The organism is Dyella sp. SG562, from assembly GCF_011759495.1.
In the GTDB taxonomy this organism is placed as follows: Bacteria; Pseudomonadota; Gammaproteobacteria; order Xanthomonadales; family Rhodanobacteraceae; genus Dyella_D; species Dyella_D marensis.
The window spans coordinates 161,300-180,031 of the sequence record NZ_JAAOYS010000007.1 but is presented as its reverse complement, the minus strand read 5'-3'; the positions used below and the strand labels follow the sequence as shown (position 1 = coordinate 180,031).

Below are 18,732 nucleotides of genomic sequence, written 5' to 3'. Positions count from 1 at the left end.
TTACGCGCGGGACATCCTGCAAGCTGCGCTTCGACCCGTGGCACACCCCTTGCTTCCTCAAGTTCCGCCATCTCCGGACGATCTCTACGCAGACGCGTAGACCCAAGGAACACCTTATCCATGAGCCTTATCCCGGCCAAAGCCATCGCCGACCTTGCCCAGGCCGCCGCCAGCGGCGACACCTCGAAGGCCGAGCAGCTCGCGCGCCGCCACCCGCGCCTGGCCGAGGCGCTGGCCCCGCTGCTGGCGCGCATCGCGCCGCGCGAACCGGCCGCCATCGCGCTGCAGGCGGTGGAACAGCAAAGCCTGGTGATGGGCACCGCGCAGACCGTGCTGCGGGCGCAGGAATCCCTGCACCAGGCCACCGGCGAGGCGCGCGACAGCGTCGGCCGCTTGACGGAGCAAGGCGCCGGGATCTCGACATCCCTGCAGCAGGCCGCCGGCGAGCTGGCGCAGGCCACCGCGCACAACCGCCAGGGCGCCGAGACCGTCACCGAACTCGATGGCCAGCTGCGCCTGCTGCGCAGCGCGCTGTCGGCAATGAACCGCAACCAGAGCAAGCTGGCCGAGCAGGTTGCGCAGATCCGCAAGCTCACCTCCACCGTGCAGGAGGTCGCGCATCAGACCAACCTGGTCGCGCTCAACGCCGCCATCGAGGCGGCGCGCGCGGGCGAAGCCGGCCGCGGCTTCGCCATCGTCGCCGACGAAGTGAAGCAGCTGGCGGAAAAGACCACCCAGGCCACCGACCAGATCGAAGCGGTGACCGCGTCCATCGGCGCGTTCTCGCAGCAGCTCGACGGCGACGTGCGCCAGGGCGTGCAGCGCCTGGAGCGCGCGCAGGACCGCGCCGGGCATACCGCCGGCACTCTGGAGCGCGAGGGCGAGGCGCTGCGCGCCATCGCCGCGCGCGTGCAGGGCTCGCAGCAGGGCTGCGATGCGCAGAACGCGCGCATCGCCGCGGCCCAGGCCACGCTGGGCGCGCTGCAGCGGCGCAGCATGGAGGCGATCCGTCAGGCCGAGTCGCTGGACCGCGCCGCCGTGCTGTCGCACCGGCTGTGCCTGGGCTGGCTGGACCACGCCGACACCGCGTCGGTGGCCAGCCTGAGCCTGAGCCTGCGCGAGTCCATCCAGGGCCTGCGCCAGGCGATGGAGCTGGCCCTGCACGAACCGGCCGCGCTGGACCGGCGCTGGTTCGACACCGCCACCTTCGACCGCGCCCTGGCCCGACTGGGCGCGCAGCGCGCCGAACATCCGGCCGCCGCCACCCTGCTCGAAGCCGGACAGCGCCTGTCCGGCCACGCCGGCAATTTCGTGCGCCTGCTCGGCGAGGGCCAGACCGCCCAGGCCGCGCAGTTGTCCGACCAGGTCGAGCGCGAGCGCGAATCCATCCATCAGCAGCTCAGCCAGCTGCTGGCGCAAGCCGAGGCATGAAGCACCGCGCGCCGCCCTTGCTGCTGCTCCTGCCGCTGCTGGCGGCGGGCCCGGCGCATGCCGCCGCGGACGAACCGCGGCGGGTGGCCGAGCAATGGCTGCGCCAGCATTTCGAGCAGCCGGGCAACCGCGTGGTGGCCGCGGCGGAGCCGGCGGATACGCGCCTGCAGCCGCCGTCCTGCGCCCAGCCCTGGCAGGCCGCCCTGCCCGATGGCGCGCGCGCCGCGCCGCGCATGAGCGTGGAAGTGCGCTGTCCGAGCACCGGCTGGCGCATGCAGGTGCCGGTGAAGCTGCAGCTGTTCCGCACCGTGCTGGTGGCGAACAAGCCGCTGCAGCGCGGCGATGGCGTCACCGCCGCCGACGTGCGCGGCGAGGAGCGCGACGTCACCCGCCTGGGCTACGGCTATATCGACGGCCTGGACCAGGTCGCCGGCCGCCTGCTGTCGCGCCCGCTGGGCGCCGGCGCGGTGCTGGCGCCGGCCGCGTTCGGCGGCCGCCAGACCGTGCGCGCGGGCGACCGCGTGCAGCTGATCGCCCGCCTGGACGGCATCGAGGTGCGCGCCTCCGGGGTGGCCCTGGGCGGCGGCGACACCGGCGCCCGCCTGCGTGTGCGCAACGACAGCTCCGGCCGCACCGTGGACGCCATGGTGCGCGACCCCGGGGTGGTGGAAGCCCTGCCATGACCCCGCCCTCCGACCCCGCTAAAGTTCACCCGCCCGCCGCCGATAACCGGTTTGAAGGGTCGACAAGCCCTCAAGGACACGCCTCATGAACACCACCATCACCTCCAATGGATTGCCGGTACTTCCCCAGGCCAAGGGCAACCAGAATGCCCAGGCCCAGGCCAGCCCGCCGGCGACCGAGGCCGCTCCCGCGGCCAAGGCGGACGACAGCGTGAAGCTCACCGAGTCGGCACGCGCGCTCACCGCCGCGCAGGGAGACAAGGCTCCGGCCATCGACACCAAGCGCGTGGAGCAGATTCGCGCGGCGATCGCGGACGGCAGCTACCGCGTCGACGCCGGCAAGATCGCCGACGGCCTGATCTCCATGGAAGGCCAGCTCAGCGGCAAGCCATGAGCGCCGGCCTGCACCACGAGATGAGCGACGCCTTCGACGCCGTGCTCGGCGAGATGCGCCACAGCGCATCCCGGCTGACCGCAGCACTGGCCGCCGAACGCGATGCGCTGGAGCGCGCCGACGCCGACGCGCTGCATCTCGCCGGGCAGGACAAGCAGGCGCAACTGGATCGCCTGGAACAACTGGATGCCGAGCGCCAGCAGCTGGCGCGCGCCATCGCCGCCGCCACGCCCGCGCAAAGCGCGGCCTGGAACGGCGTGATGGCCGCGCTCGCCGACTGCCAGCGCGCCAACCGGAACAACGGCCAGATCGTCGGACAGCGCCTGCGCCAGGTGCGCCAGGCCCTGGCGGTGCTGACCGGCGGCGCCGAGTCGGGGGTGTACGGCCCCGGCGGCACCTTGCGCATCGATTACCGCTCGCTCTCGCTGGCGGAAGCCTGACCTTGAAACGCCCCACCTGAAGGACCTGCCGCACGCGGCGGGCGAACCCCCACGGCCCTGCCCCGGCGCAGGACCATCGCTGGCCGACCTCTCCATGACCGATACCGCTGTAGAAGCCGCCCAAGCCCACGCCGCCGCCCTGGCCGGCACCGCCGCCAGCTCGCCGCTGCCGGTAGTGCGCATCCCGATGCTCGACCGCGACCGCCAGCTGATGGCGTACGAGCTGCTGCTGCAGGAAGACGGCGAGGACGAGGCCGCGCTCGGCCACCGCCTGCTCTCCACCATCATCGACGGCTCGGTCACCCAGTGGGCCCGCGGCAACCGCGTGTTTGTGCGCCTGCCGCGCGAGCTGGTGCTGGAACAGGCCGACCAGGTGCTGCGCCACCCGCGCATCGGCCTGGTCGTTTCGCCGCAGGCCATCCACGACGTGCTGCTGCTGGAGCGCCTGCGCCAGCTGTCGGCGCGCGGCTGCGCGCTGCTGCTGGACCTGGACGGCGAAGCCGGCGACCTGGACGAACTGCGCGTGCTGCTGGATCTGTCGCGCTACGTGCGGCTGGATGCCAGCCGGCTCGAAGAAGCCACCTTGCGCGAGCGCTGCGAAGCGCTGCACGCGCGCGGCCTGCACGTGGTGGCCGGCCACGTGAACGACCACGACACCTGCAACCGCTGCATGGCGCTGCCGTTCGCCGGCATCCAGGGGCCGTACCTGCTGCGTCCCGAGAAAGTGGACATGCCGGTGCTCACCGCCAACCGCCTGAGCGTGCTGCGCCTGCTGCGCGCGCTGGACGAGGACGGCAACGGCCCGGTGGAGCTGGGCCAGATCATCCGCAACGACGTGATCCTCAGCTACAAGCTGCTGGGCTGCGTGAACTCCGCTTATTTCGCACTGCCGCGCCAGCTGAAGTCGGTGGAGCAGGCGGCGATCTTTTTCGGCCTCACCCGCATGCGCAACTGGATCAGCACCATGGCGCTGAGCGGCATGGACGACCGTCCGCCGGAACTGCTGCGCGCCGCGCTGATCCGCGCCCACATGTGCGAGCAGCTGGCGCAGAACCTGTCGCGCGAGCAGCGCGAGATGGCCTTCACCACCGGCCTGTTCTCGCTGCTGGAAAGCCTGATGTGCGCGCCGATGGAACTGCTGCTGCAGCATCTGCCGCTGGCGCCGGACATCCGCGCCGCCCTGCTGGAACAGCAGGGGCCGTTCGCGCCGCTGCTGGAACAGGTGCAGCGCTGGGAAGCCGGCGAGCTGCGCGGCGGCGAAGCCTCGCCGCAGCATATCCGGCGCATGGCGGCGGCGTATCTGGAAGCGATCCGCTGGGCGGACCATGTGCATTCGTTTGCGGAGCAGAAGCCGCATTGAACAGCGTAGGTTGGGGTGAGCGCAGCGAACCCCAACGTCTCCGCTACGCATGCGCCCCTGTTGGGGTTCGCCTTCGGCTCACCCCAACCTACGCGGGTGTGACGATCAGTCCGGCGTGAACTCCATCGTCGCCCGCACCGCCTTCTTCCAGCCGCTATAAAGCTTCTCGCGCTTCTCCTGCGCCATCGACGGCTTGAACTCCCGGTCCACCGCCCAGCGCCGCGCGATCTCCTCGCGGCTTTGCCAGAAACCCACCGCCAGCCCGGCCAGATACGCCGCGCCCTGTGCGGTGGTCTCCTGCACCTTCGGCCGCAGCAGGGTGACGTCGAGAATGTCCGCCTGGAACTGCGCCATGAAATCGTTGGCGATGGCGCCGCCGTCCGCGCGCAGCTCCTTCAGCTCGATGCGCGAGTCGCTCTGCATCGCTTCGAGCACGTCGCGGGTCTGGTACGCCATCGATTCCAGCGCCGCGCGGATGAACTGCTCTTTGGTGGTGCCGCGCGACAAGCCGAACACCGCGCCGCGCACGTCGCTGCGCCAGTACGGCGCGCCCAGGCCGACGAAGGCCGGCACGAAGTACACGCCCTCGCTGTCGCGCGCGCGCTCGGCGTAGTCCTGCGAATCGCTGGCCTTGCCCAGCATGCGCAGGCCGTCGCGCAGCCACTGGATCACCGAGCCGGCGACGAAGATGCTGCCTTCCAGCGCGTATTCGACCTTGCCGTCGACGCCCCAGGCGATGGTGGTGAGCAGGCCGTTCTTCGATGCCACCGCTTTCTCGCCGGTGTTCATCAGCATGAAGCAGCCGGTGCCGTAGGTGTTCTTGGCCAGGCCCGGCTCGAAGCAGGCCTGGCCGAACAGCGCGGCCTGCTGGTCGCCGGCGATGCCGGCGATCGGCACTTCGCGGCCGAAGAAATGCTTGGGCAAGGTCTGGCCGTAGATCTCGCTGGAGGACTTCACCTCAGGCAGCATCGCGCGCGGAATGTTCAGCATCCGCAGCAGCTCATCGTCCCACTGGCGCCGGTAGATGTCGTAGATCAGCGTGCGCGAGGCATTGGTGTAGTCGGTGACGTGGACCTTGCCGCCGGTGAGGTTCCAGATCAGCCAGGTGTCGATGGTGCCGAACAGCAGCTCGCCGCGTTCCGCGCGCTCCTGCGCGCCGTCGACGTGGTCGAGGATCCAGCGCACCTTGGTTCCGGCGAAGTACGCGTCGATCAGCAGGCCGGTCTTGCCGCGCACCAGCTCGTCGTAGCCTTCCTGCTTCAGCCGCTCGCAGATCGCGGCGGTCTGGCGGGACTGCCACACGATGGCGTTGTGGATCGGCTGGCCGCTGCTCTTGTCCCACACCACCGTGGTCTCGCGCTGGTTGGTGATGCCGATGCCGGCGATGCGCGCCGGGTCCACGCCGGCCTGGTTGATCACCTCGGTCATGGTCACCAGCACGCTGGTCATGATCTCGCGCGGGTTGTGCTCCACCCAGCCGGGCTGCGGGAACACCTGCGGGAATTCGCGCTGCGCGGTGCCGACGATGTGGCCGTCGTGGTCGAACAGAATGGCGCGCGAGCTGGTGGTGCCCTGGTCGATCGCCAGGATGTAGGTCTTGTCCATGGAACGCCTCGCTCAGGCCGACGTGCTGGAAGAGGAAACCGGCTTGCCCTGCGCGGCGGCCGCGCGCGCCGCTTCCAGCTCGCGCACGCGCGCCGGCAGGAACGGATGCACCAGCAGCTGGTACGCGCCGGCACCGACCACGCCGCCGATCAGCGGACCGGCGATCGGCACCCACCAGTAGTTGTCCGGACTGGGCAAGGCGGAGCCGCCCCAACCCGCGAAGAAAGCGAATACGCGCGGGCCGAAATCGCGCGCGGGGTTGATCGCCCAGGCTTCGAGATAGCCCATCGAGGCGCCGATGGTCGCCACCAGCAGGCCGATCATCAGCGCGCCGGAATTGGCGCCGGGCGCCATCTCGTTGAAGCGCTCGGTGATGGCGAAGATGCCGAACAGCAGGAAGGCGGTGAGGATCACCTGGTCCAGCAGCGCATGCATCGGCGTGATCGCCAACCCCGGATGGGTGAAGAACACGCCGGCCGCTCCGCCGGCTTCGCGGGTGAGCCCGTGCGTCTGGTTGTAATGATCGATCACCGGCCCGAACAGCACGTAGACGATGGCCGCGCCGAGAAACGCGCCGATCACCTGCGCCACCGTGTACGGCAGCACCTTCTTCCAGGGAAAGCCGCGGAACAGCGCCAGCGCCAAGGTCACCGCCGGGTTGGCATGCGTGCCGGACACCGACGCGGTGGCGTAGATGGCGATGGTCACCGCCAGGCCCCAGGCGATGCACACGCCCCAGTAGGCATTCTGGTACGGGCTGGGGTCGTACAGCACGTACATGCACGCCACCGAGTCGCCCAGGCCGATGATGATGAACATCGCCAGCGCTTCCGAAATCAATTCACCGATCGTCTGCCGCATTCCACCGCTCTCCTCAGGATGCGCCGGGCCGTCCGCGCCCGGCGTGTGAATCGGAATCTCAGTTCTTGGCGAAATACGCGTCGAGCCGCGCCGCGCCTTCCGCACCCACGTGCAGGCCCAGCTTGGTGCGCCGCCACAGCACGTCCTCGGCGCAGCTGGCCCATTCGTAGCGGCGCAGATAGTCCACTTCGCTGGCGTAGAGATCGGCGCCGAAATGCTCGCCGAGTTCCGCCAGCGAAGCGGCATTACCGATCACGCGCACCGACTGGCTGCCGTAGGTATGCGCAAGGCGCCAGGCCATCGCCTCGCCCAGCCAGGGACGCGTGGCGCGCAGCTGCTGCGCCAGGCCGTCGACGTCCTGGATATCGCCGCCGGGCAGCGGATGGCCCTTGCCGGTCCAGGCGGGTTCCTTGTTGCCGAGCAGGGGCGCGAGCTTGTCCACCGCTTCCTCGGCCAGCTTGCGGAAGGTGGTGAGCTTGCCGCCGAACACGTTGAGCAGGGGCGCGCCCCTGGCCGGCTCGATCTCCAGCAGGTAATCGCGCGTCACTTCCGAGGCCTTGCCGCTTTCGTCGTCGAGCAGCGGACGCACGCCGCTGTAATTCCACACTACGTCGGCCGGCGCGATGCTGCGCTTGAAGTAGCGGTTGACCGCGTCGCACAGGTACGAGATTTCCTCCGCATCGATGCGCGGATGCGCCGGGTCGGCGCGGTATTCGACGTCGGTGGTGCCGATCAGGGTGAACTCGCGCTCGTAGGGAATGGCGAACACGATGCGCCGGTCAGGTTGCTGGAAGATGTATGCGTAGCGATGCTCGTACAGCCGGGGCACTACGATATGGCTGCCCTTGACCAGGCGCAGGCTGCGGTCGTGGCCTTCGGCGGCGACGTCGTCGAGGAAATCGACGGCCCACGGACCGGTGGCATTGACCAGCGCGCGCGCCGCCACTTCGGTGATCCTGCCGTCCGCGCCCTGCAGGCGCGCCAGCCAGCGGTCGCCGCTGCGCCGCGCGCTGACGCAGCGCGTGTGCGTCATCACGCGCGCGCCGCGCTGCACGGCGTCCATCGCGTTGAGCACCACCAGGCGGGCGTCCTGCACCCAGGCGTCGGAGTAGACGAAGCCGGTGAGGAACTCCTCGCGCAGCGGCTGGCCCACCGCATGCCGGGACAGGCGCACGCGGCGCGAGCCGGGCAGGCTGCGGCGGCCGCGCTGCAGATGGTCGTAGAGGAACAGGCCCAGGCGGATCATCCACGCCGGACGCAGATGCGACTGGTGCGGCAGCACGAAGCGCAGCGGCCAGATGATGTGCGGCGCCACGCGCAGCAGCACCTCGCGCTCGGCCAGCGCCTTGCCCACCAGGGCGAATTCGAACTGCTCCAGATAGCGCAGGCCGCCATGGATCAACTTGGTGCTGGCGCTGGAGGTGTGCGCGGCCAGGTCGTCCTGCTCGCACAGCCAGACGCTCAAGCCCCGGCCTACCGCATCGCGCGCGATGCCGGCGCCGTTGATGCCGCCGCCCACCACCAGAACATCGACTTGCTCCGCCATGCCTCGTCCCGTGTGTGCGGTGGGGTCAACGTCCAAGATCCGTCATTCCGGCTTTCACCGGAATGACGAGATTGAGCGGCATTCAGTGAGCCGCCCGTGCATGCAGCCGCCACACCACCACGGCGAGCCCCGCCACCGCGAGCACGAACCAGTACGCGCTGGCCTGCAGGTCCTTGCCCAGCCACATGACCCCCGCCACGGCGCCGGCGAGCAGCACGCCCGCGCCCAGCGCGATCAGCGGCGCGTGATGGTCGGACATCCGGCTGCGCAGCAGCAGGAAGATGCCCAGGCTGACCAGCAGCACCGCCAGCACGCGCCGCGCCACGGCAAAGACCGGCGGCTCCGGCACGTCCGGCAGCACGTCGACCAGGCGGCGTTCGCCGACCTGCACGTCATAGCCCTTGCCGTCGGCGGCGTCGCTGGCCGGCACCAGCAGGTCGCCCTGCGGACGGGCGAAGACGGTGAGCACCTGCACCGGGATGGCTTCCCAGCTCACGCGCAGGTCGCCCAGCCGCGGATGCTCGGGGCTGGCGCTGGTCACCAGGTAATCGCCGTAGCTGGAAAAACTCGCGGCGAGATTGGCCGGCAGCGTCTTCAGGTCGGGACCGATCAGATCGCCGCCCGGCAAGGCATGCAGCAAGGCGGGAGCGAGCGCATAGCCGCCGATCTTCACCAGGCCGGCATCGAACTGCTTGCCCTGGATGGGAAAGGCGCCCGGGTTGGCGTGGCCGGCGGGCTTTTCGAAACGGCTGGCGTCGAGCGGGCGGTCGACCCAGTCCTGCTCGTAGTGCACGTCGCTGCCGACGCGCACTTCGCGCCACTGGAACATCTCCACGTGGCGCACCAGCACCGGCGTGGCCACGCGCTGGTTGAATTCGGGATCGAGCGGCGCATCCACCACGTTGAGACGGCCGCTGACGCGGACCATATAGCGGTCCTTGCCGACATCGGGGCGCGCATCGCCCTGCACGTCCAGCACCTGGCCGCCGTGGCGCTCGGACGCGACGCGATGCTCGATCGCCGCCTGCTCGGTCATCGCCACCAGCCCGAGCCCCGCCAGCACCAGCACCGCGCCGGCAAGCCCCGCCAGCCACTGCCGCGCGCTCATGCGCGCACCAGCCCGGCGAGCTCGCGCCGTTCGTCGGCGGTGCCGTAGCGGCCGCGCTCGTCGCGCACCACGCGCGCGATGGCGCAGTCGTGGTCGTGGGTGAAGAACAGTTCGATGCCGCGCGCGAGCTTGTCTTCGAGGAAGGCGCGCTTCTCGTCGATGATCTCTTCGGGGTAGCGGTCGTAGCCCATGGTGATCGGCAGGTGCACCCAGAAGCGGCCGGGGATGAGGTCGGCGCAGAACACCACGCCGCCCACTTCGGCCAGCATCAGCCCGGGCGTATGGCCGTCCGAATAGCTGAAGCGCACCGACGCGCTCAGCGTCGCGGAATGCTCGCCTTCGACCAGCTCCAGCCGCCCGCTGTCTTCCAGCAGCGCCTGCAATTCGGGAATGAACGAGGCGCGGTCGCGCGGATGCGGCTGCTGCGCGCGGCGCCAGTGTTCGGCGCCCACCACGTAGGTGGCCTTGGGGAACAGCAGGCTGGGCGGCTCGCCTTCTTCCCACGCGGCGAGCAGGCCGCCGGCGTGGTCGAAGTGCAGGTGCGACAGCACCACCACGTCGATGTCCTGGTGCGACAAACCGGCCTGGGCCAGCGAGTCGAGCAGCACGTGGCGTTCTTCCACCACGCCGTAGCGTTCGCGCAGCGCGGGCTCGAAGAAGGCGCCGATGCCGGTTTCGAACAGCACGTTGCGGCCGTCCAGCCCCCTGGCGAGCAGGCAGCGGCAGGCCAGCGGGATGCGGTTCTGCGCATCGGGCGCGATCCAGCGCGACCACAATGCCTTCGGCGCGTTACCGAACATGGCACCGCCGTCGAGCTGCTGGGAGTTACCGGTGAGCGACCACAACTGCATGGAAATCCCCTGCCCTACCACTTGTCTCATGGCACCGGCGCGCGCCCCCTTAGCAGCGCGCCGGCGTTCCTCTTACTGCACCTTGCCCAGGCCCGACGGCCGGCGCGGATCGCTGGCCGCGCCGAGCTTGCCGCTCTTGAGGTCCCAGGTGACCACGTTCATATAGCCCCACGGCGAGCGGGATTTCAGCGTATGGCCCATGCGGGTCAGCGCGTCGGCGGTGGCGGCGTCGAACACGCCCTCCTCCACGTCCACGCGGTCCGGCATGTACTGGTGATGGAAGCGCTTCTGCCCGGCGATGCCGAGCGCGTCCTTGCCGTCGATGAACGCCATGATGCCTTCCAGCACCTGGGTGATGATGGTGGAGCCGCCCGGCGAGCCGATCACGCCGACGCGGTCGGCGCCGAACACGATGCTCGGCGTCATCGACGACAGCATGCGCTTGCCCGGTGCCGGCGCGTTGGCGGCGCTGCCGAGCAGGCCGTAGACGTTAGGCATGTTCGGCACCAGGGCGAAGTCGTCCATCTCGTCGTTGAGCAGCACGCCGGTGCCGTCGGCGACGAAGGTGGAACCCAGGGTGTAGTTAACCGTGAGCGTGATCGAGGCGATATTGCCCTCGCGGTCGATCACCGAGAAATGCGTGGTGTGCATGCCCGGATCGACACCGGTGCTCGCCGGCAGCATCGCGGAAGGCGTGGCCTTGTCCGGCAGGATGGTCTGGCGCAGGCCGGCCGCGTAGTAAGGCGACAGCAGCATGTCCAGCGGCATCTTCACGAAGTCCGGGTCGCCCAGGTAATCGTTGTGGTCGCGGAAGGCGCGGCGCATCGCCTCGATCACCAGATGCGTGCGGTGCGCGTCGTCCAGCTTGGCCAGGTCGAAGCCGGAAAGAATATTGAGGATCTCGGCCACCGCCACGCCGCCCGAGGAAGGCGGCGGCGCGGTGACGATGCGGTAGCCGCGGTAGTCGACCACGATCGGCGCGCGCTCCTTCACCTGGTAGCTCTCCAGGTCCTTGGCGCTCCAGTGGCCGCCGGCCGCGTTCACCGCGGCGACCAGCTTCTGCGCCACGTCGCCGCGATAGAAACCGTCGTGGCCCTGCTCGCCCAGCCGTTCCAGCGTGCGGGCCTGGCCGGGATCGCGCCAGGTCTCGCCCTTGCCCGGCACCTTGCCGCCCGGCAGGAACTTGGCGGCGGAAGCGGGCCAGCGCCGGATGTCCTTCTGGCGTTCCTCGATGGCGTTGAGCAGGCGGCTGTCCGGCTCGAAACCGTCGCGGGCCAGGCGCACCGCCGGGGCCAGCGACTCCTTCAGCGGCAGCTTGCCGTAGTGCCTGGCCAGCCAGGCCAGGCCGGCCGGTTCGCCGGGAATGCCGGCGGAGAGCGGGCCGTTGAGCGCGGCGTCGCGGTTGGGCGAGCCGTCGGCGCTGAGGTAGTCCTTGGCGTTCACCGAAGCCGGCGCGGTCTCGCGCGCATCGATGAAGATGTCCTTGCCGTCGGCAGCGCGGTGCAGCACCGCCATGAAACCGCCGCCGATGCCGGAGCTTTCCGGTTCCACCACCGACAGCGCGGAGGCCACCGCGATCGCCGCGTCGAAGGCGTTGCCGCCCTTGGCGATCACTTCGAGGCCGGCCTCGGTGGCGTGGAAGTTGGCGCTGGCGATGGCGGCCTTGCCCGGGCCCTTCAGCGCGGTTGGCGTTTTCGCCGCGGCGGGAACGTTATGCGGACCATCCGCACAGGCGGCGCCACTGACCAGCAGCAGGCCCAACAGCACGGCGCGGGCGCGCAGCGCCGGCCACTTCACGGAAAACCTCATGCCTGCCCCTCGTTCATCAACTGGCGGTACTTGAGCTGAAGCTGTTCCTGCGTCTCGGTGTGCTCGGGGTCGACCAGGATGCATTCGACCGGGCAGACCTCGATGCATTGCGGTTCGTCATGATGCCCCACGCACTCGGTGCACAGCGCCGGGTCGATCACGTAGTACTCCTCGCCCAGCGAGATAGCCTTGTTCGGACAGACCGGTTCGCATACGTCGCAGTTGACGCAGGTATCGAGGATTTTCAGGGACATCGCGCGAGTGTACACGGTAGCGCCGGATGCCGCGGCGCAGCAATCGGCCCGGGGCCCGGGATTTCGCCCAATAAAAAACCCGCGGCGTCTGCACGCCGCGGGTTCTTGCCGCGAAGGCCGCAGCCCTGGCTTACATCGCCACGAAGCGCAGCTTGGCGCCGGTCGGCTGCAGCGCGGTGGTGACGCGCGCCTCGTCGGCCTGGTCGCCGATGAACAGGATGATCACGTCCTTGAAGGAACCCGGCTTGGCATCCTTGAAGGCTTCGATGATCAGGTCGGCGGTCTTGGCCGATTCCGGACCGGCGAACACCAGCATATTGCCCGGCAGCACGCCGCGGGCCACGGTGTCCTGCACGTTCGACAGCTGGCGGTCGCGCTTGGCCTTGTCGTCGTCGCTGTCGCCGGCGTTCACCAGGTAGGGGTACGGGCGATCGGCGGTCATGCCCTGCATGTTCTTCTGCACGATCTGGCCGAGGTACGCGTTCCAGGCCTTGGCGTCGTTCGGGTCGGTCGGCTTGGAAACCTGCGCGGTCTGCGTGGTGGCCTGGCTGGCGTTCTCGTCCTCGCCCTTGTTGCAGCCGGCGAGGGCCAGCGAGCCGAGCGCGATGGCGGCAAGGAGTGCGTACTTGTACATGGTGGTCACCCTGGAGTTCTTGGAAGTCTGGAGGTGGATCCCGGAAGACAGGACCCTCCGGTGCCGCTGACGGGAACGCTGCCCCTGTCCGCAGGATGGCCGGGAGCATACACGAGCGCCCCCGATGCAAACCACGCTTAGGGAACCTCTGATCTATTCCTACGTGCCCGTCACCGCACTGTATGCGCGTCTCGCTTCGCCCCGGTGGCGAAGGCAGACTGGCCGTCTGTCGAGACGCCGGGGCGAAGCGAGACGCGCATACAGTGCGGCCCCAACGAGTTAGATTTAAATGATGGGGTGACGGGTGCGTAGGAATAGATCAGAGGTTCCCTAGATACGGCGCTGGCGCATCGCCTGCTGCACGGCCGGGTGCACGAAACCGGAGATGTCGCCGCCGAGGCGGCCGATCTCGCGCACCAGCGAAGACGAGATGAAGCTGTACTGCTCGGCCGGGGTGAGGAACAGCGTTTCCACGCCGGGAATCAGATGGCGGTTCATGCTGGCCAGCTGGAATTCGTATTCGAAGTCCGACACCGCGCGCAGGCCGCGGATGATCACGCCGGCGTGGATTTCGCGCACGAAGTCCGCCAGCAGGCAGTCGAAGCCGCGCACTTCCACGTTGCGCAGGTCGGCCAGGGCCAGACGCGCCAGCGCGATGCGCTCGTTGAGGCTGAAGCCCGGGCCCTTGCCGCCCTTGTTCTGGCTTTCGGCCACGGCCACCACCACGCGCTCGAACAGCGGCGCGGCGCGCGCGACCAGGTCGGCGTGTCCGTTGGTGATCGGATCGAAGGTGCCCGGATAGACGGCGAGACGCGTATTGACCGGCGGATTCACGTGGGCTTCGACGCTGCGGCGAAAAGGACCGGTAGCTTAGCGCCTGGGCTGGCTCAGGCAACCCGCCGATAGAGTGCGTAGTGCACCTCGCCGGCATGGCCCTCGCGATGCAGCTGCCACGCAGGCGGCAGGCTAAGCGTCTTGCCGCGCGGCGATTCGACGTAGATCCACGCCGAAGGCGACAGCCAGCCGCCGCTTTCCAGCCGCCTGGACAGCGGCTCCCACAGCTCCAGCGCGAAGGGCGGGTCGAGGAAGACCACGCCATACGGCCGCGCCGGGCCTTGCAGGTAAGCCCCGGCATCCGCCGCCGCCACCTCGCCGCCGGCCGCCTTCAAGCGGACAAGGTTGCCGCGCAGGGCCTGCGCCGCGCGCGGATCGCGCTCCACGAACTGCGTGCGCGCCGCGCCGCGCGACAGCGCCTCGATACCCAGCGCCCCGGTCCCTGCGCACAGATCCAGGCATTCCGCACCGGCGATCACCGGCGCCAGCCAGTTGAACAGCGTTTCGCGCACCCGCTCGGCGGTGGGGCGCAGGCCCGGCAGTCCGGGTACGTCCAGACGGGAATTGCGCAGCGTGCCGCCGATGATGCGGATGCGCCCGGCCGCGCCGCTCATGTGAACCGCGGCCGCGCCGCGATGCGCGGGGTGCCGGCTGGGAGTCGGGGAGGAAAAGTCGGGGGTGGTAGCATGGGCGGCATTGTCTTCGAATCCCCGCCGCAATGCTCAAGTTCTGGAAGAAGAAACCCGCCGAGACGCCCACGCCGCCGCCGGCCGAGCAGGCTGCAGACGAGCAGGCCGCCGGCGCTCCGGCCGCGGCCATTCCGCACGACGCGGATACCGGCTCGCTGGATAACCCCGCGCTCGGCGAGGCACTGTCGGAAGCCGCCCCGCCGGCCGAACCCGACACCGAGGAACACCCCTTCGAAGTCCCCGCCGCCGAAGCCGCTCCGGCCAAGCGCAGCTGGCGCGAACGCCTGTCCGGCAGCTCCTTCGCGCGCGGCCTGAGTTCGCTGTTCAGCCGCAACCCCAAGCTCGACGACGCTTTGCTCGACGAGCTGGAAACCACCCTGATCACCGCCGACGTCGGCATCGAAGCCAGCACCTCGCTGGTGGAAGACCTGCGCAAGCGCATGCACAAGCGCGAGTTCGGCGACGCCGCCGCCCTGCTGGCCGCGCTGCGCAAGGAACTGGTGACCCTGCTGGCGCCGGTGCAGCAGCCGCTCGACGTCAGCGGACGCAAGCCCTTCGTGGTGCTCACCGTGGGCATCAACGGCGTCGGCAAGACCACCACCATCGGCAAGCTGGCGCGCCGCTACCGCGACGAGAACCGCGCGGTGCTGCTCGCCGCCGGCGATACCTTCCGCGCCGCCGCGGTGGAACAGCTCAAGACCTGGGGCGCGCGCAACAGCGTGCCGGTGATCGCGCAGGACCAGGACGCCGATTCGGCCAGCGTGATCTTCGATGCGCTGCAGGCCGCGCGCTCGCGCGGCGCCGACGTGCTGATCGCCGACACCGCCGGCCGCCTGCATACCCAGGGCGGCCTGATGGACGAGCTGGGCAAGATCGCCCGCGTACTGAAGAAGCTCGACGCCGACGCGCCGCACGAGGTGCTGATGGTGATCGATGGCACCACCGGCCAGAACGCGGTGAGCCAGGTGCGCCAGTTCCGCCAGATCGTGGGCGTGACCGGCCTGGTGGTGACCAAGCTGGACGGCACCGCCAAGGGCGGCGTGGTGTTCGCGCTGGCCCGCGAGTTCGGGCTGCCGATCCGCTATGTCGGCCTGGGCGAAAGCGCCACGGACCTGCGCGTGTTCGACGCCCAGGATTACGTGGACGGCCTGCTGCCGGCCAGCATCGGTGCCTGACGGTATGCGCCAGCCATGCGAGTGACCCTGCCGCGCTGGCTGCGCATCGCGCTGTGGAGCGTCGGCGGCCTGGCGCTGGTCGGGCTGCTGACCGCGGTGATCTCGCTGTACCTGCTGCTGCAGCCGAGCCGCTTCACCGCGCTGCTGCAACGCGAAGCCAGCAACGCCGGCCTGGTGCTCAATCTCGCCAGCCCCGCCAGCCCCACCTTGTTCCCGCGCCCCGCGCTGGAACTGCAGGGGCTCACGCTGAGCGCGAAAGACGCCAGCATGCCCATCCTGCTCGCCGCGCGCGGGCGCCTGCAGCTGCCGTGGCGCGCGCTGCTGGGCAAGGAGACGGTGATTTCGCGGCTGGAGATCGATTCTCCGCGCGTGGACCTGGACGCACTGGAAGCCTGGGCCGCCAGCCTGCCGCCGCGTTCGGCCGGCGAGCCGCCGCAGATTCCGCGCATCGACGCCGGCGTGCGCGTGACGCGCGGCAGCCTGGTGCGCGGCAATCAATTGCTGCTGGGCGACGTGTCGCTGGATACCGGCAGCCTGATCTCCGGCCAGCCGTTTCCGCTGTCGATTTCCGCCAAGGATGCAGCGGGCGAGCCGTTGCAGCTGGATCTGTCGGCGACGCCGCGCCTGAAGGGCGACACGCTGCAACTGGATGCGCTGGGCGTGCACTTCTCCCAAGGCAGCACGCTCACCTTGCAACTGTCCGGCGACGCACACTGGCACGGCGCCGCCGATGCCTCGCTGCGCCTGCGCGGCAAGCTCGATCACGCCGAGGCCGGCGTCTACGACACCTCGCTGGTGCTGACTCCCGCCAACCAGGTCGACCCGCTGCTGCTGGCGGTCAAGCTCGACGGCCCCGGCAACCACGCCGACCTGCGCCTGCCGCCGCTGGCGCTGGCCGACTGGTGGGCGCAGCTCAACCATCCGCAGGGTCCGCGCCTGAGCGTGCCGCCCGGCAGCGGCACCGCCGAGATCGCCAAGCTGGAAAGCGGCGGCGTGAGCATCGAAGGCCTGAGCATCAAGACCGGCGTCGCCCCGGTGTCCGCGGCTTCCGCGGCCGCGCCCGCCGACAGCAAGTCCGCCGCGCCGCGCGCACCGAAATGAGCAAGCTCGCGATGCCCGATTTCGCCACCCGGCTGCTGGCGTGGTTCGACCGCCATGGCCGCCACGACCTGCCCTGGCAGCATCCGCGCGATGCCTACCGCGTATGGCTGTCGGAGGTGATGCTGCAGCAGACCCAGGTCGGCACGGTGATTCCCTACTTCCAGCGCTTCATCGGCGCGCTGCCGACGCTGCGCGACCTGGCCGCGGCGGATGAGGACACGGTGCTCGCACTGTGGTCGGGCCTGGGCTACTACCGCCGCGCCCGCTTTCTGCATCGCGCCGCGCAGCTGTGCGTGGAACAGCACGGCGGCGAACTGCCGCGCGATTTCGATGCGCTCGCTGCCCTGCCCGGCATCGGCCGCTCCACCGCCGGTGCCATCCTGGCGCAGGCGCACGGGCTGCGCTTCGCCATCCTCGACGGCAACGTCAAGCGCGTGCTGACACGCCATCTCGGCATTCACGGGCATCCCGGCCAGAGCGCGGTGGAAAAAGAACTGTGGCGGCATGCGCAGGCGTACACGCCGGCCGCGCGCGTCGCCGACTACACGCAGGCGATCATGGATCTGGGCGCCACCGTCTGCGTGCGCTCGAAGCCGAAGTGCGAGGACTGCCCCGTCGCCGCCGACTGCGTGGCGAAACGCGACCAGCTCACAGCGCAACTGCCCAGCGCCAAGCCCGGCAAGGCCGTGCCCACGCGCTCCACCGTAATGCTGCTGCTGCGCGACGAACGCCGCCGCGTGCTGCTGGAACGCCGCGGCCCGCAGGGCGTATGGGCCGGCCTGTGGAGCCTGCCGGAAGCCGAGGGCACCGAAGAGGCCTGGCGCAAGGCGCAGCAGCTGGCGCGTATCGACGACGCCCAGGCGCTCGCGCCCTTCGTGCACGTCTTCAGCCATTACCGCCTGCAGGTGGAGCCGCTGCTGTTCGACGGCGCGACAGCGCATCGCGCCATCGCCGATAATCCCGCGCTGCGCTGGTGCGACACCGGCGACCTCGCCGCGCTGGGCCTGCCCGCTCCCGTGCGCACCCTGCTGCAAAGTCTTTAAGGAAACTCCGCGATGAGCCGTACCATCCGCTGCGCCAAGCTCGGCATCGAAGCCGAAGGCCTGGACTTCGCCCCCTGGCCGGGCCCGCTCGGCCAGCGCATCTACGCGGAAATCTCCAAGCCCGCCTGGCAGGAATGGCTGGCGCACCAGACCATGCTGATCAACGAATACCGCCTCAACCCGCTGGACCCGAAGGCGCGCAAGTTCCTGGGCGAGGAAATGGAAAAATTCCTGTTCGGCGGCGACGTCGCACAGCCGGAAGGCTATGTGGCGCCCGACGCGGATTCTTGACGGCCGCGGCGAACTTCGGTTTAATGCGCGGCTCCACGCAGTACCGATGACCTTCCTGGTCGTCAGCACTTCTGGCCGAGTAGCTCAGTTGGTAGAGCAGGGGATTGAAAATCCCCGTGTCGGCGGTTCGATTCCGTCCTCGGCCACCATCTCAAGCGGTTTTCCAGCGTTGCGCTGAAGCAGCCGCAAAAATCCCATGCTTGCTCAATATCGGATCGTTCGTTCGACGAGCGGTGCGTCGCACTCGCGTCGTCGCGCATACCCGTCGAACGAAGCGCATGCGCATCGGATAGTTCGCGTCCTGCCCGGTGCAGCGTAAGCGCAAGCCCAAAAGCAGGCCTGGTTACGCCGATCGGCCCGCGCCGGCCTCTAGCCTGTCGCTGTTCGCCCCCCCCCCCGCCCATTGACCGATACACACTATGTGTGTATAAAAGCCATGAACAGCGCCGACCTTCTCAAGCTCCTCCGATCCAAAGGCTTCTTTCTGGTCGGCGTCCGCGGCAGCCACCACAAGCTGCGCAACGCGGCCCGGATCACGGTGATCATTCCTCATCCCAAGAAGGACCTGGGCAAGGGACTGGTCGCCGCCATACTCAAGCAGGCTGGCCTTTGAGCCTTGCCCG

Annotated in this window: 20 protein-coding genes and 1 tRNA gene; 11 read left to right on the top strand and 10 right to left on the bottom strand. The window is 69.5% G+C overall.

Annotated features, from left to right (window positions below; all coding sequences use genetic code 11):
- The first annotated feature begins 120 nt into the window (after positions 1 to 120).
- From FHW84_RS14495 to FHW84_RS14475, 5 genes are all read left to right on the top strand, one after another.
- Entirely contained in the window at positions 121 to 1,431 is a 1,311-nt protein-coding gene (locus tag FHW84_RS14495; RefSeq protein ID WP_167256680.1) for a methyl-accepting chemotaxis protein, read from the top strand.
- Complete coding sequence (gene flgA / locus FHW84_RS14490; protein ID WP_167256679.1) at positions 1,428 to 2,114, top strand: flagellar basal body P-ring formation chaperone FlgA; 687 nt, start codon at positions 1,428 to 1,430, stop codon at positions 2,112 to 2,114. The genes FHW84_RS14495 and flgA overlap by 4 nt, the downstream gene beginning before the upstream one ends.
- Positions 2,115 to 2,199: 85 nt before the next feature.
- On the top strand, positions 2,200 to 2,508 hold the full coding sequence (gene flgM, locus FHW84_RS14485) for a flagellar biosynthesis anti-sigma factor FlgM (RefSeq protein WP_167256678.1): 309 nt from the start codon (positions 2,200 to 2,202) through the stop codon (positions 2,506 to 2,508).
- Positions 2,505 to 2,948 (top strand): flagellar protein FlgN, encoded by a 444-nt coding sequence (locus FHW84_RS14480; RefSeq protein ID WP_167256677.1) that lies wholly within the window; start codon positions 2,505 to 2,507, stop codon positions 2,946 to 2,948. Before flgM ends, FHW84_RS14480 begins: the two co-directional genes overlap by 4 nt.
- Before the next feature lie 94 nt (positions 2,949 to 3,042).
- Entirely contained in the window at positions 3,043 to 4,308 is a 1,266-nt protein-coding gene (locus FHW84_RS14475; RefSeq protein ID WP_243868122.1) for an HDOD domain-containing protein, read from the top strand.
- Between the two features lie 105 nt (positions 4,309 to 4,413).
- On the opposite strand, the gene glpK is transcribed toward FHW84_RS14475, so the two are convergent.
- From glpK to rsmD, 10 genes are all read right to left on the bottom strand, one after another.
- Positions 4,414 to 5,913, bottom strand: coding sequence for a glycerol kinase GlpK (gene glpK / locus FHW84_RS14470; RefSeq protein ID WP_167256676.1), 1,500 nt, complete (start codon positions 5,911 to 5,913; stop codon positions 4,414 to 4,416).
- Between the two features lie 12 nt (positions 5,914 to 5,925).
- Complete coding sequence (locus FHW84_RS14465) at positions 5,926 to 6,774, bottom strand: MIP/aquaporin family protein (RefSeq protein ID WP_167256675.1); 849 nt, start codon at positions 6,772 to 6,774, stop codon at positions 5,926 to 5,928.
- A 58-nt stretch (positions 6,775 to 6,832) separates the two neighbouring features.
- Positions 6,833 to 8,320: a glycerol-3-phosphate dehydrogenase gene (gene glpD / locus FHW84_RS14460; RefSeq protein ID WP_167256674.1), complete on the bottom strand. Its 1,488-nt coding sequence runs from the start codon at positions 8,318 to 8,320 to the stop codon at positions 6,833 to 6,835.
- 82 nt (positions 8,321 to 8,402) lie between these two features.
- Complete coding sequence (locus tag FHW84_RS14455; protein WP_167256673.1) at positions 8,403 to 9,428, bottom strand: TMEM43 family protein; 1,026 nt, start codon at positions 9,426 to 9,428, stop codon at positions 8,403 to 8,405.
- Entirely contained in the window at positions 9,425 to 10,279 is an 855-nt protein-coding gene (locus FHW84_RS14450; protein ID WP_167256672.1) for an MBL fold metallo-hydrolase, read from the bottom strand. The genes FHW84_RS14455 and FHW84_RS14450 overlap by 4 nt, the downstream gene beginning before the upstream one ends.
- 72 nt (positions 10,280 to 10,351) lie before the next feature.
- Complete coding sequence (gene ggt, locus FHW84_RS14445) at positions 10,352 to 12,088, bottom strand: gamma-glutamyltransferase (protein WP_167256671.1); 1,737 nt, start codon at positions 12,086 to 12,088, stop codon at positions 10,352 to 10,354.
- Positions 12,085 to 12,342, bottom strand: coding sequence for a YfhL family 4Fe-4S dicluster ferredoxin (locus FHW84_RS14440; RefSeq protein ID WP_167256670.1), 258 nt, complete (start codon positions 12,340 to 12,342; stop codon positions 12,085 to 12,087). The genes ggt and FHW84_RS14440 overlap by 4 nt, the downstream gene beginning before the upstream one ends.
- 130 nt (positions 12,343 to 12,472) lie before the next feature.
- Positions 12,473 to 12,976, bottom strand: a complete 504-nt coding sequence (locus tag FHW84_RS14435) for a hypothetical protein (protein WP_167256669.1) — start codon at positions 12,974 to 12,976, stop codon at positions 12,473 to 12,475.
- A gap of 330 nt (positions 12,977 to 13,306) precedes the next feature.
- Positions 13,307 to 13,810, bottom strand: coding sequence for a pantetheine-phosphate adenylyltransferase (coaD, locus tag FHW84_RS14430; RefSeq protein ID WP_026636784.1), 504 nt, complete (start codon positions 13,808 to 13,810; stop codon positions 13,307 to 13,309).
- A 53-nt stretch (positions 13,811 to 13,863) separates the two neighbouring features.
- Complete coding sequence (gene rsmD / locus FHW84_RS14425; RefSeq protein ID WP_167256668.1) at positions 13,864 to 14,424, bottom strand: 16S rRNA (guanine(966)-N(2))-methyltransferase RsmD; 561 nt, start codon at positions 14,422 to 14,424, stop codon at positions 13,864 to 13,866.
- Between the two features lie 104 nt (positions 14,425 to 14,528).
- On the opposite strand from rsmD, the gene ftsY reads away from it, so the two are divergent.
- The 6 genes from ftsY (at position 14,529) to FHW84_RS14395 (ending at position 18,722) form a co-directional block, all read left to right on the top strand.
- A complete protein-coding gene (gene ftsY, locus FHW84_RS14420) occupies positions 14,529 to 15,674 on the top strand; it encodes a signal recognition particle-docking protein FtsY (protein WP_167256667.1) in 1,146 nt (381 codons plus the stop codon).
- A 15-nt stretch (positions 15,675 to 15,689) separates the two neighbouring features.
- Positions 15,690 to 16,775, top strand: a complete 1,086-nt coding sequence (locus FHW84_RS14415; protein ID WP_343203604.1) for an AsmA family protein — start codon at positions 15,690 to 15,692, stop codon at positions 16,773 to 16,775.
- 11 nt (positions 16,776 to 16,786) lie between these two features.
- Positions 16,787 to 17,818: an A/G-specific adenine glycosylase gene (gene mutY, locus FHW84_RS14410; RefSeq protein WP_167256779.1), complete on the top strand. Its 1,032-nt coding sequence runs from the start codon at positions 16,787 to 16,789 to the stop codon at positions 17,816 to 17,818.
- A 12-nt stretch (positions 17,819 to 17,830) separates the two neighbouring features.
- Entirely contained in the window at positions 17,831 to 18,109 is a 279-nt protein-coding gene (locus FHW84_RS14405) for an oxidative damage protection protein (RefSeq protein ID WP_167256666.1), read from the top strand.
- Between the two features lie 73 nt (positions 18,110 to 18,182).
- A tRNA-Phe gene (locus tag FHW84_RS14400) sits at positions 18,183 to 18,258 on the top strand.
- 287 nt (positions 18,259 to 18,545) lie between these two features.
- Positions 18,546 to 18,722, top strand: coding sequence for a type II toxin-antitoxin system HicA family toxin (locus tag FHW84_RS14395; protein ID WP_167256665.1), 177 nt, complete (start codon positions 18,546 to 18,548; stop codon positions 18,720 to 18,722).
- The last annotated feature ends 10 nt before the right edge of the window (positions 18,723 to 18,732 follow it).

Excerpts from the sequence above, each read along its gene's own strand:
- FHW84_RS14495 (WP_167256680.1), top strand. The coding sequence starts at position 121 with ATGAGCCTTATCCCGGCCAAAGCCATCGCCGACCTTGCCCAGGCCGCC.
- flgA (WP_167256679.1), top strand. The coding sequence starts at position 1,428 with ATGAAGCACCGCGCGCCGCCCTTGCTGCTGCTCCTGCCGCTGCTGGCG.
- flgM (WP_167256678.1), top strand. The coding sequence starts at position 2,200 with ATGAACACCACCATCACCTCCAATGGATTGCCGGTACTTCCCCAGGCC.
- FHW84_RS14480 (WP_167256677.1), top strand. The coding sequence starts at position 2,505 with ATGAGCGCCGGCCTGCACCACGAGATGAGCGACGCCTTCGACGCCGTG.
- FHW84_RS14475 (WP_243868122.1), top strand. The coding sequence starts at position 3,043 with ATGACCGATACCGCTGTAGAAGCCGCCCAAGCCCACGCCGCCGCCCTG.
- glpK (WP_167256676.1), bottom strand. The coding sequence starts at position 5,913 with ATGGACAAGACCTACATCCTGGCGATCGACCAGGGCACCACCAGCTCG.
- FHW84_RS14465 (WP_167256675.1), bottom strand. The coding sequence starts at position 6,774 with ATGCGGCAGACGATCGGTGAATTGATTTCGGAAGCGCTGGCGATGTTC.
- glpD (WP_167256674.1), bottom strand. The coding sequence starts at position 8,320 with ATGGCGGAGCAAGTCGATGTTCTGGTGGTGGGCGGCGGCATCAACGGC.
- FHW84_RS14455 (WP_167256673.1), bottom strand. The coding sequence starts at position 9,428 with ATGAGCGCGCGGCAGTGGCTGGCGGGGCTTGCCGGCGCGGTGCTGGTG.
- FHW84_RS14450 (WP_167256672.1), bottom strand. The coding sequence starts at position 10,279 with ATGCAGTTGTGGTCGCTCACCGGTAACTCCCAGCAGCTCGACGGCGGT.
- ggt (WP_167256671.1), bottom strand. The coding sequence starts at position 12,088 with ATGAGGTTTTCCGTGAAGTGGCCGGCGCTGCGCGCCCGCGCCGTGCTG.
- FHW84_RS14440 (WP_167256670.1), bottom strand. The coding sequence starts at position 12,342 with ATGTCCCTGAAAATCCTCGATACCTGCGTCAACTGCGACGTATGCGAA.
- FHW84_RS14435 (WP_167256669.1), bottom strand. The coding sequence starts at position 12,976 with ATGTACAAGTACGCACTCCTTGCCGCCATCGCGCTCGGCTCGCTGGCC.
- rsmD (WP_167256668.1), bottom strand. The coding sequence starts at position 14,424 with ATGAGCGGCGCGGCCGGGCGCATCCGCATCATCGGCGGCACGCTGCGC.
- ftsY (WP_167256667.1), top strand. The coding sequence starts at position 14,529 with ATGCTCAAGTTCTGGAAGAAGAAACCCGCCGAGACGCCCACGCCGCCG.
- FHW84_RS14415 (WP_343203604.1), top strand. The coding sequence starts at position 15,690 with ATGCGAGTGACCCTGCCGCGCTGGCTGCGCATCGCGCTGTGGAGCGTC.
- mutY (WP_167256779.1), top strand. The coding sequence starts at position 16,787 with ATGCCCGATTTCGCCACCCGGCTGCTGGCGTGGTTCGACCGCCATGGC.
- FHW84_RS14405 (WP_167256666.1), top strand. The coding sequence starts at position 17,831 with ATGAGCCGTACCATCCGCTGCGCCAAGCTCGGCATCGAAGCCGAAGGC.
- FHW84_RS14395 (WP_167256665.1), top strand. The coding sequence starts at position 18,546 with ATGAACAGCGCCGACCTTCTCAAGCTCCTCCGATCCAAAGGCTTCTTT.